Below are 14706 nucleotides of genomic sequence, written 5' to 3' on the forward strand. Positions count from 1 at the left end.
GGGCCGCGGCGGCCCGGGCACAAGCGCTCCAATCCCGCTCAGGCGGCTGACCCGGCGCCGCCGTCCGGGGCGCGCCCCACCGGCCGCCAGGTGGTCTCCTCCCGCACCACTTCGTAGCGCGCCCAGCGCGCCAGCTCGGCGCGGCTGATGGTGCCCGTCTCGCGCCGGCTGCGCGACGACCCGGCGCCGGCGACGGTCCGGTAGATGACCAGGTCGTTGTCCGGCGCTTCCGGGGCGTCCACGACGCAGCGCACGGACCACTCGGGGCCGAAGCGCCCGTTGCTGTAGCAATGCCCCGGCTGGATATCCGCTTCCCGCAGCCTCTGCTCGTCGGCATGGCGGGTTGCCAGGGCATAGATGCGCAGCAGGTCTTCGTCGGAGACATCGATGAAGGAGCCGATTTGGCGCAGCGCGTAGGCCAGGTCGTCCCGATCCAGCGCCGGCGGCTCGGACGCTGCGGTGGGCTCTGGTGCGACCAATGCTGCCGGATAACGCCGCCAGGGGAAGGGGTAGTTGAACAGGACGCCGACCGCCAGGAGCGCCAGCAGGTTGGCGAGCACAGGCACCAGCAGGAAGCCGTAGCCGAGGTCCCTGACGGCGGCACCGCCGAGCACCGCCGCCAGCGCCGTGGCACCGCCCGGCGGATGGATGCAGCGCGCATAGTGCATGGCGAGGATGGCGAGCCCCACCGCGAGCGGCCCGGCCAGCATGGGCGCGGCGATCCATTGCGCCATGCTCACACCGACCGCGGCGGAGAGGAGATGGCCCCCCAGCACGGGCCAGGGCTGCGACAGCGCGCCGTGGGGCACCGCGAACACCAGCACCGCCGAGGCGCCCATGGAGGCCATCACCAGCGGCTCGGCGCCGGCCGGCGCCAGCCACATGGCCAGCGCGACCACCAGCGCGATGCCGAGCGCGCCGCCGGCCATGGACAGCCAGCGCTCCAGGTGGCTCGATGGGTGTTGCTCGATGCCGAGCCAGCGGAATCTCATCAGGTGAACATGTCGGCGGTGATGTTGCGGAACCAGCCGATGGCGAACTCCACCTCCGCGGCCCTGGTGCGGGGATCCGCGTCCAGCGCTGACAGCCCGCCTGCGTCCGGCACCGGCGTGATGCGGCCGTCCTGAAGCCGGTAGACACCGGCCACGGAGATGCCGTGGTCCGGCGCCAGGATGCTGTAGCAGGTGTTCACATAGGACGGCGCCGGCGGCGGCTCGCCGTTCACAGCGGCGGCCACGGCGGCGGCGCAGACCTTGCCCTGGGCGTTGGCCGCATAGCCGGACTTGGGCATGGCGCCGGCGATGGCGGCATCGCCGATGATGTGAATATCCGGCGCCTGCGCGGACTCGAAGGTCTGCTGGTTCACCGGGCACCAGCCGGAGCTGTCGGTGAGGCCGGCGTCGACGGCAAGGCGCGCGGCGCGCTGGTGCGGGATCAGGTTCACCACGTCCGCCTGGAAGTCCTCCACCAAACCGGTGAGCGTGCGGGTCTTCGGGTCGATGGCCTCGATGGTGCCGCCGCCCGCCGCCGGCACCCATTCGATCATGTCGCCATAGTGCTCCTGCCAGCCGGCCTGGAACAATCGCTGCTTGGAGAAGGCGTCCTTGGCGTCAAGGATCAGGACCTTGGACTTCGGCTTGTGGTGCTGGAAGTAGAGCGCCATCTGCGCCGCCCGCTCGTAGGGGCCGGGTGGGCAGCGGAAGGGGTTGGGTGGCGCGACGATGGCCACCACGCCGCCGTCCGGCATGGCCTCCAGCTGGCGGCGCAGCAGCAGCGTCTGCGGGCCGGCCTTCCAGGCATGGGGGATGGTGGTCTCGGCCACGGCCTCGCTCATGCCGTCGATGGGATCGTAGTCGAAGGACACGCCGGGGGACAGGATCAGCTTGTCATAGTTGTAGCGGGCGCCGCCGGCACCGCGGACATAGTGCGCATCCGGGTCGATGGCGACGATCTCGTCCTGCATCACGGCGATGCCGCGGCGGGTGAGGCCGCGGTAGTCGAAGGTGAGGCTCTCGATGTCCCGCTCGCCGGAGATGACCTCGTTGCTGAGGGGGCAGGAGACATAGCGTGGATTGCGCTCGATGAGGGTCACGCGGATGTCCGGGTCCGCGAGCTTCAGATACTTGGCGGCGATGGCACCGCCGTAGCCGCCGCCCACCACCACCACGCGGGCCTTGGGGCCGGGTGCTGCGGCCTGGGCGCGGGCGCTGCCGCTCGGGACCAGCCAGCCGCCGGCGCCCAGGGCCGCGGCCGCGAGGGCCGACGCGCCGGCGCCGAGGAAGCGGCGGCGCTGGGCAGCGACCGGCAGGGGCGGCTCAGGTTGATCGAGGCGCTTGCTCGGCTGCTCTGCGCCGCTGCCGACTGGGGTATGTCGCGTGGGGATGCGCATGACCGGGGCCCTCATTTCTGGCTTTCGTAGTAGTGGGCGAGGGCGGCGAGCTCGGCGTCGCTCAGCTCCAGGACCCGCTCCGCCATCTTGCGCGGCTGACAGCGCATGCCCTGCGCTCGGCAGGTCTCCAGCGCATAGCGGGTGTAGGGCGCCCATTGGCCGGCCAGGCGGGGGGATGCCTGGTCCTGGTCGCGGCCGCCGTCGGCATGACAGGTGGCGCAGGCGCGCTCGTGGATCTGCTCGCCCTGGTGCGCGATCTGCCCGTCCACCGGCCGGTCGGTGGAGACCCAGGGGCGGGCGGCAAACCAGCCAGCGATGGCGGCGATCTCCTGGTCCGTATAGCCGCGCATGATGCGGCCCATGATGGTGGAGGGTCTGAGCCCCGTCTTGTAGTCCGTCAGCACGGTGACGAGGTAGCCCTTGTCGAAGCCGGCGATGCTGGGCATGGCGGCACCGGCGCTGGCGCCGTCGGTGCCGTGACAGCCGGCGCAGGTGTGCGCCAGCATGTCCGCCGAGCGCACGTCGCCGGCGCGGGCTGCGGGGATGGACAGGATGACGGCGAGCGCCAGCAGGGTCAGCAGCATCAGACTACCGGTTGGGCTCGCGGCGGGGCCGGCTGCATCGGGGTGCGTTCTGGGCTCGGCGGCTTGCGGCGGGCGCCGTCGGAGGATTGCGGGCATGGGGTCTCCTTCGGTGTGCGGCGTTGCTGAAGCAGCCGCCGCGCGTGGCTCAAGGTGTCGCATCAAAATGCAGCCGCCGCCGGCTGGCCTTGATGACCCTCAAGACTGCGCCGCCGGCGGCGGCTTTCGCACCCCGACTGACCGGGGTCAACACCGCACATCGCCGCTTGATTCGAGTCAAGGCCACCTGCCCTGCTCGCACCGAGACTCGCGTCAGCCTCAGTGCCCGGGTCTGCGTCGGGCGCCCTGGCAGCTGAGCGCCGAAGACTGAAACCCAGACCAACGCGCGCCAAAGCGGCGCGGCGCCCGCTAACCCCCAACCGCGAGTCCCCTGCCATGTTCTGCAACCAATGCGAGCAAACCTTCCGCCAATCCGCCTGCGTCAACGCCCCCGGCACCTGCGGCAAAGACGAAGACATCCAGTCATTGCAGGAGACCCTGCTCTATGGCCTCAAGGGCATGGCCGCCTATGCACACCATGCACGCCGCCTCGGCCAGACCGACGATGAAGTCTCCGCCTTCATCGAAGAGGCCCTGTTCGCCACCATGACCAACGTCAACTTCGACCTCGACACCCTGCTCGGCTATTGCCTGAAGTGCGGCGAGATGAACCTGCGCGTCATGCAGATGCTGGATCAGGGCCATGTTGAGACCTTCGGCAAGCCGGCACCCACCAAGGTCAAGGAAGGCACTCAGGCCGGCCCCGGCATCCTGATCACCGGCCATGACCTGATGGACCTGTGGCAGCTGCTTCAACAGGTGGAAGGGACTGAGATCAAGGTCTACACCCACGGCGAGATGCTGCCGGCGCACATGTATGAGCGCTTCCGCGAGCATCCTAACCTCGCCGGCCACTACGGCGGCGCCTGGCAGGAGCAGAAGAAGGAATTCGCCGCCTTTCCCGGGCCGGTGGTGGGGACGACTAACTGCGTGCTCATTCCGCCGGACAGCGGCCCGTTCGGAAGCTATGGGGGCCGGCTCTTCACCACCAACGCCGTCGCCGTGCCGGGCGGCACAAGGCTCGAGTCCGGCGACTTCCAGCCCGTCATCGCCGCCGCGCTGGCCGCCGAGCCCTGCGCGGAGCACATCGTCGGCGAGTCCACCATCGGCTTCCATCGCAGCGTGCTGCTGGACCAGGCCCAGACCATCGTCGACGCGGTCAAGGCCGGGCAGATCAGCCGCTTCTTCGTCATCGGCGGCTGCGACGGCGCCGAGAAGGGCCGCAACTACTTCACCGACTATGCGCAGGCGACGCCGGAAGACTCTTTCATCCTGACCCTCGGCTGCGGCAAATACCGCATCCGCGACTATGAATACGGAGAGCATCTCGGCCTGCCGCGCCTCATGGACATGGGCCAGTGCAACGACGCCTATGGCGCCATCGCCGTCGCTCAGGCCCTCGCCGACGCCTTCGACTGCGGCGTCAACGACCTGCCGCTCACGCTGGTCATCAGCTGGTTCGAGCAAAAGGCCGTCGCGGTGCTGCTGACCCTGCTGCACCTGGGCGTCAAGGGCATCACCCTCGGCCCGAACCCACCGGCCTTCGTCTCGCCGAACGTCTTCAAGATCCTGCAGCAGCGCTACGACCTGCGGCTCACCGGGCAGGATGCGCAGGCGGATCTGCGGGTGGCGGTGGGCGCCTGAGCCGAGCGCATCAGGGCCGGTTCCGCTGCGGCTGCCGTCCCTGGCATACTCTCGGGATGTCCCGTGCACCTGTCGCCGCATCTCAGGGCCCGCCGATGGCGCCGAGCCGCCGCAAGGCCCTCGGCGCCTACTACACCGCCGCGCCCGTCGTGGAGTTCCTGGTGCGCTGGGGCCTGGGCTTCGGTGGCGCGTCGGTCATGGACCCGTCCTGCGGTGACGGGCGCTTTCTTGTAGCCGCCGCACGGCACGGGGCGCGGCGGCTTGTCGGCTGCGATCTGGACGCGGAGGCGCTGCGCACCGCCGGGGCCAGCCTGCCGCCGGACGCGCCCGGGGCGGCGTGGCACCACCGCGACTTCTTCCTCCTGTCGCCGGAGCAGACCGCTCCCGTTGACCTCATTGTCGGCAACCCCCCCTTCATCCGCTATCAGCAGTTTTGCGGGGAGAGTCGCGCCCGGGCCCTGGCATCGGCGCTGCGCGTCGGTGCGCGGCTCAGCCGGTTGTCGGCCTCTTGGGCGCCCTTCCTGCTGCACGCGATGCAGTTCCTGAGCACCGGCGGGGCCATGGGCATGGTGGTGCCGGCCGAATTGGCCCAGACGGCTTACGGTACCGAGACGCTGCGCGCGCTCTGCGCCGGCTTCGCGCGCGTTCGCCTGCTGACGTTTCGTCGCAATTGGTTCGACGGTGCGCAGCAGGAGACTTTTCTGCTGCTCGCGGAAGACCGGGGCGGCGCAACGGCGTCCGCCGAGCTGGTGCCCTTGGACCGCATCGAGGATCTTGCTGGATTCGCCGTGTCGGCGGCCGGGCAGGATGGGTTCAGTCTGGATACCGCCCGTGGTGGCCGTCTGGGGCTTGCTTTTGTCGCTCCTGCGGCCCGTGACCTGTACCTTCGGCTTATTGACCACGCTGATGTGGTGGAGCTGTGCTCCTTGGGCGAGGTGGCCAACGGCTATGTGTCCGGCGCCAATGACTTCTTTCACTGTACCGCGGCAGATGGTGCCCAGCGCGGGCTGCCGGAGGAGTGGCTGCTGCCGGTTGCGCGCAACAGCCGGTCACTTGTGGGCTTGACGTTCACGCAGGGGGATCTTGCGTGTGCCGAGGCGCGTGCTGTGCCACACCACCTCATTCTGCCGCGCGACGACGATCTCTTCGCTGCCGACAGCGTTGCGCTCGAAGCCTTTCAGCGCGCCGGCAAGCGTGCGGGTATCCCAGCGCGCTACAAGTGCCGCACGCGTAACCCTTGGTGGCGGGTCCCGGGACTGGTCCGGGCGGACGTGCTGCTGCCCTACATGATCGGCAGCGAGCCTCATGCCAGCGTCAACTGCGCGAACGCACTCTATCCAAACAGCCTGCATGGTCTTCGGCTCGCCAATCCGATGCTCGCGGCGCGTGTCGTGCTCGGGCTCGCGAGCAGCCTGTCGCTGCTCAGCATGGAGCTGGTGGGCCGCAGCTACGGCGGTGGCATCCTCAAGCTGGAGCCCACGGAAATGCAGCGCGTCAGGCTCGTCCTGCCGACCTGCGGCGAGCAGCAGCTTCGTATGGTATTCGAGCTGGCGGACGCGGCGCTGCGGGGTGGAGATTTCAATGCCGTAGTGGAAGTGGCTGACAGCCTGATCCTGAAGGATCAATTGGGTTTGTCAGCGGAAGACATTGACTGCCTGTCGCAAGCGCGTTCGGCGCTTGTCGAGCGCCGCCTGACGCGGTCACGGCGCAATAGGCCATGACGGACTTTACTGCATCTCTGGCTGAGCTGATTCGGGCGCAGGAGAAGCCTGTCCCAGATGCCCCTGGCGGTGTGAAGAAAAACTACACTGAGGCCCTGAGCCACGAGATCTCTCGTATCCTCGCGGCCACGCTGAATGACCTGGGTTTGGAGCAGGCGCGGGCACCCAGCGGCAATCGCGACAAGTCGTTTATGGGCGGCTACGGCACTAAGGGCGTCGACGTTTACCTATCAGATGAGCGCCATGGGCTGTTATTGACATCTGGTGTTAAGGGCCTGGTGTTCGATCCGCGAAAGAATCTGAAGAACCGCTATCGGGACATGGTGATGGAGGCGCTTGAGCTGCATCGTCGCTGTCCCTACGCTATTTGCGGGCATCTATTCTTCCTTGGCAAAGCCGAGTCTGCACTGTCATCGAAGAAGTTTGGGACCGTACTCGGCGAGGCTGCGGTGCTGATGTCCGGCATCGCGCAGCGCCGGCTCCCGACGGATGCGCCGGAGCTTTATGAGGAAATCGGGATATTGCTGTTCGACCCGGGTGATCCTGACTCACTGGATCTCGCGCCCCCCGGTATCCCAGAGTCGCTCCACGCAGCAACGTATCCACAACGGCTGGTGGACGCCTTCAATCGACGGAATCCGTTCTATTGACGGCGCAGCCCGACGAGCTTCGGCAGGCACCCCTGTTTGCTGCCCTCGACGACGCGCAGCTGGCGCGGGTACACCAGCGCGCGGCGTCAGTGCGCCTGGCCGCGGGGCAGTTGCTGTTCCACCAGGACGACCCGGCGGCGCGGTTTTACTTCGTGCGCGACGGGCGGATGCGGTTGTTCCGGCTCGGGGCCGACGGCGGGGAGAAGGTCATCGAGCTGATCGGGCCGGGGCAGACCTTCGCCGAGGCGCTGTTGTTCATGGGCACGGAGCGCTATCCGGTCTGCGCCGCGGCCCTGGAGCCGACGCGGCTGCTCGCCATCGATGGCGCGGACTTCAAGGCCATGCTGCGGGAGTCCCCGGAGACCTGCTTCGCGCTGCTGGGGGATCTGAGCCGGCGCCTGCACGCGATGATCGCCGAGATCGACAGCCTGGCCCTGGCCTCGGCGCAGGGGCGGGTGGCGCGCTGGCTGCTCGGTGAGGTGGAAGGTCAGGGCGTCGGTCGGCAGGCATCCATTCGGCTGCGGGTGTCCAAGGCCGTGCTCGCCTCACGGCTGTCCATCAAGCCCGAGACCTGGTCGCGGGTGACGCGCAGGCTCATGGACCAGGGGATTGTTCAGGTCAGCGGAGACCTGATCGAGATCCTAAACCTGGATGCGCTGCGGCGGGCGGGCGAGGGCGGCTGAGGGAACAGCCACGCTCGGCTGTGCGGGCTGCGCGCGGCGCCCGGAACGTCCGGCATGCGATGCTCGGCCCCTTGCCGGGGGCGTTGGCGTCTCTTGTCGGGCGGAGCCGAACGCAACCGCAGCAACGGTGGTCGGCCCCGGGTTGGAGCCGCGGGCCGGCTTGCGCGATGATGCCCGGCATCGAGGCAGCCCGAGCGCGGAGGTGACCGATGGAAGCCCTGAAGCTGAAGACCCTGGACGACCTGCTGTCGTACCCGGAGGAAGACGTCGAGCTGATCGGCGGCGAGATCGTGCGGCGGCCGATGACGCGGGCTCGTCACGGACAAGCCCAAAGTCGCGCGGCCCGTGTGCTTGGGCCTTTCGATAGTGGATCGGGACCGGGCGGCGGCTGGTGGATTCTGACCGAGGTCAGTGTCGCCTACGAGCCGCACGAGTGCCCGCGCCACGACCTCGCCGGCTGGCGTCGCGAGCGCCTGCCGCGGCTCCCGGACGGCATCATGGACCTGCCGCCGGACTGGGTCTGCGAGATCGTCTCCCCCGGCCATGTGAAGAAGGACACGCTGGCCATGCCGCTCTTGCTGCGCCGGCACCGCGTGCCCTTCTACTGGCTCATCTGGCCCGAGGACAAGGCGCTCGTCGCCCATGCGCTGGAGGGCGGTGAATGGCGTGTCATTGCGACGCTGAAGGACGCCGAGCGGGCACACGTGCCGCCGTTCGAGGCGGTGGAGCTGGACCTGGCCGACATGCTCGGGGGCGAGTAGGTGCGGTCGTCAGCGCAGGTCCAGGGGCCGCCGCAGCAAGATCAGAAGAACGCTTTGAGGATGAGGGAAACCACACCGGCGAGCATCAGCCCAAGCATCCAACGGTTGAGGCGCAGCTCACCGTCTTGGCGCTCGAAACGGGTGTCGAGCTTGGCCTCGAGCCGTTCGATGTCGCGCTTGGTCGCGAGCTCGGCCTCTCCTTGCGCTTCTCTGAAGGCGTCGGCGACGGCTTCGGCCTGCCTTGGGTCGAATCCGGCCTCCTCCAGCTTGCGGATGAACTTGTGGGTGTCGAAGGTGATTGCGCTCATGGCTTGGAGGCTGGGTTCCGGCGTCTGGCTCGTTAAGCACGGGTCGCTGCCCGGCGATGCCAAGCCCCGGAGCATCCCTTGAGTCCGGATCGGGCGGTGGCTTCACCCGCCCGTGGCGTTCATATGCCGAAAGATGATCGGCTGCTCAGTGAGGTCGAAGTCGTGGCCGCGGGGCTTGATGGACATGGCTTGGCGGATGGACTGCTTGACCCGCTCGTCGTCGGTGGGGTTGGCGCGCAGTGCCCGGCGCAGGTCGGTGGAGAACTCCTGTCCCAGGCAGAGCAGCAGCCGGCCCTCTGCCGTCACGCGCACGCGGTTGCAGTCGCCGCAGAAGTTGTGGCTGTGCGGGGAGATGAAGCCGATGCGGTTGTCGGTGCCGGCGACGCGCCAGTAGCGCGACGGGCCGCCGGTGGTCTCCGTGGTGGGGATCAGCTCGAAGCGCTCGGCGAGGTCCCGCCGGATCTCGTCGCTGGAATAGAAGGCCTCGGCGCGGTCGTGGTCGCCGATGACGCCGAGCGGCATCTCCTCGATGAAGCTCAGGTCCATGCCGCGGTCGAGCGCGAACTGCACCAGATCGCCGACTTCGTCGTGGTTGCGGTGCTTGAGCACGACGCTGTTCAGCTTGACCCGCTCGAAGCCCGCCGCCAGCGCCGCGTCGATGCCGTCCAGGGTCTTTTGCAGCTCGCCCTTGCGGGTAATGGCGCGGAAGCGCTCGGGCTTGAGCGAGTCCAGGCTGATGTTGATGCGGGTGACACCGGCGTCCCTGAGTGCCTGGGCGTACCTGGGCAGCTGGGTGCCGTTGGTGGTGAGCGTCAGGTCCCGGATGCCGGGCAGGGCGCCCAGTTGCTCGAACAGCCAGATGACATTGCGCCGCACCAGGGGCTCGCCGCCGGTGACGCGGAGCTTGGTGACGCCGAGCTCGCTGAAGCAGCGCCCGAGCCGGGCGATCTCCTCCAGCGTGAGCACTTGCGCCCGCGGCAGGAAGGTCATGTCCTCGGCCATGCAGTAGACGCAGCGCAGGTCGCAGCGGTCGGTGACGGAGAGGCGCACATAGGTGATGTGTCTGCCGAAGCGGTCGATGAGCTGGGATTGTTGTTCCGACATGGGCTTGGGTGACTGCGTGCCTGGTTGCTGTCCGGGGGCCGGGGCGGGGGCCGGAGCTGGGCCATCTGCCTGCTGGCCAATGTGACGCAGGTGTGAATGGTAACCGTTTCCGCCAACCTCGCGTCGGCTGGCATCGGTTGCGGCAATGCCTCCATTTTCTGGGGAATTGCCGGCTGCCATGAGCGTCCGGGATGCGCAGGCGGCTCGGTGCGCCGTGCCCGTCCGCCGTGTCCTGGCCCAACAGTGTGCAAGTCAGCGGCCGGCCCGGGTACGCCGACTTCGGTCGGCACCCTGGGGGTCGGCGAAGCTCAGTCCCCCAGTGGCAGGTGATTGCCCGGCGCCGGGTTTTCCACAGTGCTGCACCAGCTCGGCCCGGGCAGGCAGCGCCGGAGCACAGGCGCCGGATAAGGAAGTGCGGGATTCAGGTCGTCTACGCTCACGCCTTACTTGGCCCAGAGCGCGTGGAAGTGATGTGTCGGCCCGTGCCCGCGACCGACATCGAGCCGATCCGCCGCGGCGATGGCGGCGGCGACGTAGCGCTTGGCCTGCTCGGTGGCGAGGCGCACATCGCCGTTGACGGCGAGGCGGGCGGCGAGTGCGGAGGACAGGGTGCAGCCGGTGCCGTGGGTGTTGTGGCTGGCGATGCGCTCGGCTTCCAGCCAGTGCTCGCCGGCGGGCGACGAAAGCAGATCCGGGCTCGCGGGGCCCGGCAGGTGGCCGCCCTTCAACAGCACCGAGCCGCTGCCGTCCGCGGGGCCCAGCGCCCGCAGCGCGGCGGCCATCTGCTGCATGGCCTCGCGGGTGGTGGGCTCCGGCGCGTTGAGCAGCACGGCGGCCTCCGGCAGGTTCGGTGTCAGCACTGTGGCGAGCGGCAGCAGGCGCTCCCGCAGCATGACCACGGCGGCCTCCGTCAGCAGCCGGTCGCCGCCCTTGGCCACCATCACCGGGTCCAGCACGATGTGCGCCGGGCGGTGGCGGCTGAGGGCGTCGGCCACGGCGGCGGCGATGTCGGCGCTGCCGAGCATGCCGATCTTGACCGCGTCCACGCGGATGTCCTCGAACACCGCGTCGATCTGCGCCGCGACGAAGCCCGGGTCCATCAGGTGCACGCCGCTGACGCCCCGGGTGTTCTGAGCGGTGAGAGCGGTGATTGCCGCCATCGCGTAGCAGCCCTGGGCGCTGATGGCCTTCAGATCCGCCTGGATGCCGGCGCCGCCGCTGGGGTCGGAGCCCGCAATGCTGAGGACATTGGGCACAGGATGGTGGGTCATGTCGGCTCCGGGCGCCTTCGGTGCTGGTCCACCGCCCGGCGCAGCCCGGCGGCGGCGGCCTGCGGGTCTTGCGTGCCGCAGACCGCGGAGACCACGGCGAGCCCGTCGCAGCCGGCATCCAGTACGCAGGCGGCGTGATCGGCGGTGAGCCCGCCGATGGCGACGGCGGGCAGCCGGGTGGCCGTGCGCACGGCGGCGAGGCCGGCGCAGCCGAGCGGCGCGGCGTGATCGGCCTTGGTGGCGGTGGCGAAGACGGGGCCGATGCCGACGTAGTCGATGGGCAGTCCGGCGCAGGCCCGTGCGTGCTCGGCCGTCTGGATGGACAGGCCGAGGATGGCGTCCGGCCCCAGCAGCGCGCGGGCCGCCAGAACGTTGTCGTCCGCTTGGCCGATGTGCGCGCCGTCCGCGCCGATGGCGGCCGCCACGGCAATGCGGTCGTTGACGATGAGCGGCACCCCGGTGCCGGCGAGCGCTGCCTTGAGCGCGCGTCCCTGCTCCATGAGGGCTGCGTCGGGTGCGTCCTTGTCGCGCAGCTGTACGACACTGACGCCGCCCGCCACCGCCGCACGCACGGTCTCCAGCAGGCCCTGTGCGGCACAGAGCCCTGGGTCCGTCACCAGATAAACAGCGAGATCCAGCCGGCGGGTCATGCCGCGTGGTCCTCCGGGTCCGGTGCGCCGGCGTCGTCGGCGGCGGGCGACATCGGCAGTGCGGCCGGCGCGATGCGGGCGTCCTTGTCCAGGGCGTCGGCGCTGAGCCCGGCGAGGGCGTCCACAAAGCAGAGCAGGAAGCTGCCGGGCCCGTCGGCGCCGCGCGCCGCGTGCTCGCCGGCGAGGCCGTAACAGGCGAGGGCGGCCACCGTCGCCTCGAAGGGATCGTCCCAGCAGGCGAGGAAGGCCCCGCAGACGCCGGTGAGGGCGCAGCCGAGGGCGGTGACCTGCGGCATCAGCGCATGGCCGTTGGCGACCCGGGCTGCCCGTGCGCCGTCGGTGACGAAGTCGATCTCGCCGGTGACGGCGACCACGCAGTGGCAGCGCCGGGCCAGGTCCACCGCGGCCTGCTCCGCGGCGGCCACCGGATCGGTGGCGTCCACGCCGCGACCGCCGGTGCCACCGGCGGCGGCGCTGCCGAGGCCGAGGATCTCAGACGCGTTGCCGCGCACCAGGGTCGGTTGCAGCGCCAGCAGCCGCGCCGCCGCGTCCCGGCGCAGGGCGGTGGCGCCGACGGCGACGGGATCCAGCACCCAGGGCTTGCCATGCGTCACCGCGGCGGCGGCTGCCGCCAGCATGCCCGCCAGCCAGTCGGGGGAGAGGGTGCCGATGTTGACGGTGAGGGCATCGGCGAGCGCCGCGAACTCCCCCGCCTCCTCCCGGGCGTGCACCATGGCGGGCGAGGCGCCCACCGCCAGCAGGATGTTGGCGGCGGTGTTCATCGCCACGTAGTTGGTGATGTTCTGCACCAGCGGGGGGCGTGCGCGCAGGCGGCGCAGCGCCTCGCCCGGGGGCGGCAGCGGCTGAGTGGTGGTGATGATGTCTGCTGGCATGGGTGCTGTGCGCGTCGCGGCGGACGCCCTGGGTCCGCCCGGTAAACCTTGCCTGGCGCCGCAGGTGGCGCCGGGCCGGGCCGCGGGCAAGCCGGTGGGCGGCGCTGCACGCGTCGCTTTGTCCGAGTAAAATACTGCGATTAAGCCATCCGGCTGATGGCGGTCAACGCCGCCTCCCTGGGCTGCTGCTACAGTATGCCGCGGCGCCCGGGCGGGGACCGTCACCCGCCCCCTGTGTCCCGCAGCGTGACGCACCTGTGGCTGTAAGGCACCGATTTAACGCAATCACGGCGGATGCGCGCCCGGGCGAGCGTGATCGCGAACCAGCGCCAGGGCGCGGTTGCTGCACTGCAGCATCGGGTTTATGATGCCGCGATTCGGTAATAACCACGATTTTTTGGGGTAATTCCGGAGGGTGCGCAGCGGGCTCTCGCCCTTGCGCACCAGCCGGCACCAGCCAGCATAAGGCACCAGTGTAATCCATGACCGAGTATGCGCTGATTCTTGTCGGCACCGTTCTGGTGAACAACTTCGTGCTCGTGAAATTCCTCGGGCTTTGCCCGTTCATGGGCGTGTCGAAGAAGCTGGAGACGGCCATCGGCATGGGGTTCGCCACCACCTTCGTGCTGACCCTGTCGGCGGTGACCTCCTGGCTGGTGAACGAGTTTCTGCTGGTGCCGCTGGGCATCGAGTACCTGCGCACCATCGCCTTCATCCTGGTGATCGCCGTGGTGGTGCAGTTCACCGAGACCGTGATGCACAAGACCAGCCCGGTGCTGTATCAGGTGCTTGGCATCTTCCTGCCGCTCATCACCACCAACTGCGCCGTGCTCGGCGTGGCGCTGCTGAACCTTCAGGAGCAGCGGGGCTTCCTGGAGTCGGCGCTGTACGGCTTCGGCGCCGCCGTGGGCTTCTCGTTGGTTCTGGTGCTGTTTGCGGCCATGCGCGAGCGCATCGCCGTGGCGGACGTGCCGGAGCCCTTCCAGGGCAGCTCCATCGCCATGGTCACCGCCGGGCTCATGTCGCTCGCGTTCATGGGCTTCGCCGGGCTGGTGTCGGTGTGAGCGCCACCGCCCGGAACGCCCCGCCGGCACTCGTTGCCGAAGGGGCAAGACTATCTGCACGCGGCCGTCGCCCCCAGCCGCCCGCCGGGGTGCTCGTGCGGCCGGCCCGGTCGCCACAACAGGAGATTCGCTCATGCTGACTGCCATCGCCGCCATTGCGCTGCTCGCCGCGGTCTTCGGGCTGCTGCTGGGCTACTCGGCGATCCGTTTCCACATCGAGGGTGATCCCATCGCCGACCAGGTGGACGCGCTCCTGCCGCAGAGCCAGTGCGGTCAGTGCGGCTACCCGGGCTGCCGGCCCTATGCCGAGGCCGTGGCCGCCGGCGAGGCCGAGATCAACCAGTGCGCCCCCGGCGGTGAAGGCACCATGCTCGCCATCGCCGATCTGCTCGGCCGCGAGCCTGTGGAGGTGGGCGAAGTGGTGGAGAAGCCGAAAGCCGTCGCCGTCATCGATGAGCAGGAATGCATCGGCTGCACCAAGTGCCTGCAGGTCTGCCCGGTGGACGCCATCGTCGGCGCCGCCAAGCAGCTGCACGGGATTCTGGCCGCCGAGTGCACCGGCTGCGAGCTCTGCGTCGAGCCCTGCCCGGTGGACTGCATCCACATGCAGGCCATTCCCCAGACCATCGCCAACTGGAAGTGGCCCTATCCGATGGCGCCGCGCATCGCCTCGGGCCGGCCCGGCTCCGGTGCCGACGCTGCCCCGGGGGCCGGCGAAGACGCCGCTGCCGACGCAGCCGAGGTGGAGCATCGCGAGGCGGCTTGAGTCGCTGGCCCGCCGGGCATTGCGCCGCCGAGCCTGCCTGTGCGCCCGATGTTTGCGGCCGGTTTGGCGCCCAGCCGACGCGTCCGGCCCCGAGCGCCCCAACCGCCCCTGACGCCAGTGGT

Annotated in this window: 15 protein-coding genes; 7 read left to right on the forward strand and 8 right to left on the reverse strand. The window is 69.5% G+C overall.

Annotation, left to right across the window (positions count from 1 at the left end; genetic code table 11):
• Positions 1–38: 38 nt before the first annotated feature.
• The 3 genes from QZ607_RS05655 to QZ607_RS05665 are packed head-to-tail and all read right to left on the reverse strand — an operon-like array spanning position 39 to position 3069.
• A complete protein-coding gene (locus QZ607_RS05655; RefSeq protein ID WP_295880607.1) occupies positions 39–992 on the reverse strand; it encodes an HPP family protein in 954 nt (317 codons plus the stop codon).
• A complete protein-coding gene (locus tag QZ607_RS05660; protein WP_295880610.1) occupies positions 992–2389 on the reverse strand; it encodes an NAD(P)/FAD-dependent oxidoreductase in 1398 nt (465 codons plus the stop codon). The genes QZ607_RS05655 and QZ607_RS05660 overlap by 1 nt, the downstream gene beginning before the upstream one ends.
• An 11-nt stretch (positions 2390–2400) precedes the next feature.
• Entirely contained in the window at positions 2401–3069 is a 669-nt protein-coding gene (locus tag QZ607_RS05665) for a c-type cytochrome (protein WP_295880613.1), read from the reverse strand.
• Positions 3070–3405: 336 nt separating this feature from the next.
• Between QZ607_RS05665 and hcp the strand changes: the two genes are divergently transcribed.
• The 5 genes from hcp to QZ607_RS05690 all read left to right on the forward strand — a co-directional run bounded on the left by hcp (position 3406) and on the right by QZ607_RS05690 (position 8528).
• Positions 3406–4713: a hydroxylamine reductase gene (gene hcp / locus QZ607_RS05670; RefSeq protein ID WP_295880616.1), complete on the forward strand. Its 1308-nt coding sequence runs from the start codon at positions 3406–3408 to the stop codon at positions 4711–4713.
• A gap of 95 nt (positions 4714–4808) precedes the next feature.
• Complete coding sequence (locus QZ607_RS05675; RefSeq protein WP_295880619.1) at positions 4809–6434, forward strand: class I SAM-dependent methyltransferase; 1626 nt, start codon at positions 4809–4811, stop codon at positions 6432–6434.
• Positions 6431–7084 (forward strand): hypothetical protein, encoded by a 654-nt coding sequence (locus QZ607_RS05680; protein WP_295880621.1) that lies wholly within the window; start codon positions 6431–6433, stop codon positions 7082–7084. The genes QZ607_RS05675 and QZ607_RS05680 overlap by 4 nt, the downstream gene beginning before the upstream one ends.
• The gene (locus QZ607_RS05685) at positions 7081–7767 is read left to right on the forward strand and encodes a Crp/Fnr family transcriptional regulator (protein WP_295880624.1); all 687 of its coding nucleotides are present in this window, start codon (positions 7081–7083) and stop codon (positions 7765–7767) included. The genes QZ607_RS05680 and QZ607_RS05685 overlap by 4 nt, the downstream gene beginning before the upstream one ends.
• Before the next feature lie 209 nt (positions 7768–7976).
• A complete protein-coding gene (locus QZ607_RS05690; RefSeq protein ID WP_295880626.1) occupies positions 7977–8528 on the forward strand; it encodes a Uma2 family endonuclease in 552 nt (183 codons plus the stop codon).
• Between the two features lie 41 nt (positions 8529–8569).
• On the opposite strand, the gene QZ607_RS05695 is transcribed toward QZ607_RS05690, so the two are convergent.
• The 5 genes from QZ607_RS05695 to thiM all read right to left on the reverse strand — a co-directional run bounded on the left by QZ607_RS05695 (position 8570) and on the right by thiM (position 12754).
• Positions 8570–8836, reverse strand: a complete 267-nt coding sequence (locus tag QZ607_RS05695; RefSeq protein ID WP_295880628.1) for a DUF1640 domain-containing protein — start codon at positions 8834–8836, stop codon at positions 8570–8572.
• 102 nt (positions 8837–8938) lie between these two features.
• Entirely contained in the window at positions 8939–9940 is a 1002-nt protein-coding gene (moaA, locus tag QZ607_RS05700) for a GTP 3',8-cyclase MoaA (protein WP_295880630.1), read from the reverse strand.
• Positions 9941–10383: 443 nt separating this feature from the next.
• The gene (thiD, locus tag QZ607_RS05705) at positions 10384–11211 is read right to left on the reverse strand and encodes a bifunctional hydroxymethylpyrimidine kinase/phosphomethylpyrimidine kinase (protein ID WP_295880633.1); all 828 of its coding nucleotides are present in this window, start codon (positions 11209–11211) and stop codon (positions 10384–10386) included.
• Entirely contained in the window at positions 11208–11861 is a 654-nt protein-coding gene (gene thiE, locus QZ607_RS05710) for a thiamine phosphate synthase (protein ID WP_295880636.1), read from the reverse strand. Before thiE ends, thiD begins: the two co-directional genes overlap by 4 nt.
• Entirely contained in the window at positions 11858–12754 is an 897-nt protein-coding gene (gene thiM, locus QZ607_RS05715; RefSeq protein ID WP_295880639.1) for a hydroxyethylthiazole kinase, read from the reverse strand. The genes thiE and thiM overlap by 4 nt, the downstream gene beginning before the upstream one ends.
• A 482-nt stretch (positions 12755–13236) precedes the next feature.
• On the opposite strand from thiM, the gene rsxA reads away from it, so the two are divergent.
• Positions 13237–13818: an electron transport complex subunit RsxA gene (rsxA, locus tag QZ607_RS05720; protein WP_295880640.1), complete on the forward strand. Its 582-nt coding sequence runs from the start codon at positions 13237–13239 to the stop codon at positions 13816–13818.
• A 133-nt stretch (positions 13819–13951) separates the two neighbouring features.
• Positions 13952–14584 (forward strand): electron transport complex subunit RsxB, encoded by a 633-nt coding sequence (gene rsxB, locus QZ607_RS05725; RefSeq protein WP_295880643.1) that lies wholly within the window; start codon positions 13952–13954, stop codon positions 14582–14584.
• Positions 14585–14706: the final 122 nt, after the last annotated feature.

Origin of the sequence: uncultured Thiohalocapsa sp. (assembly GCF_913063425.1) — a bacterium.
In the GTDB taxonomy this organism is placed as follows: Bacteria; Pseudomonadota; Gammaproteobacteria; order Chromatiales; family Chromatiaceae; genus Thiohalocapsa.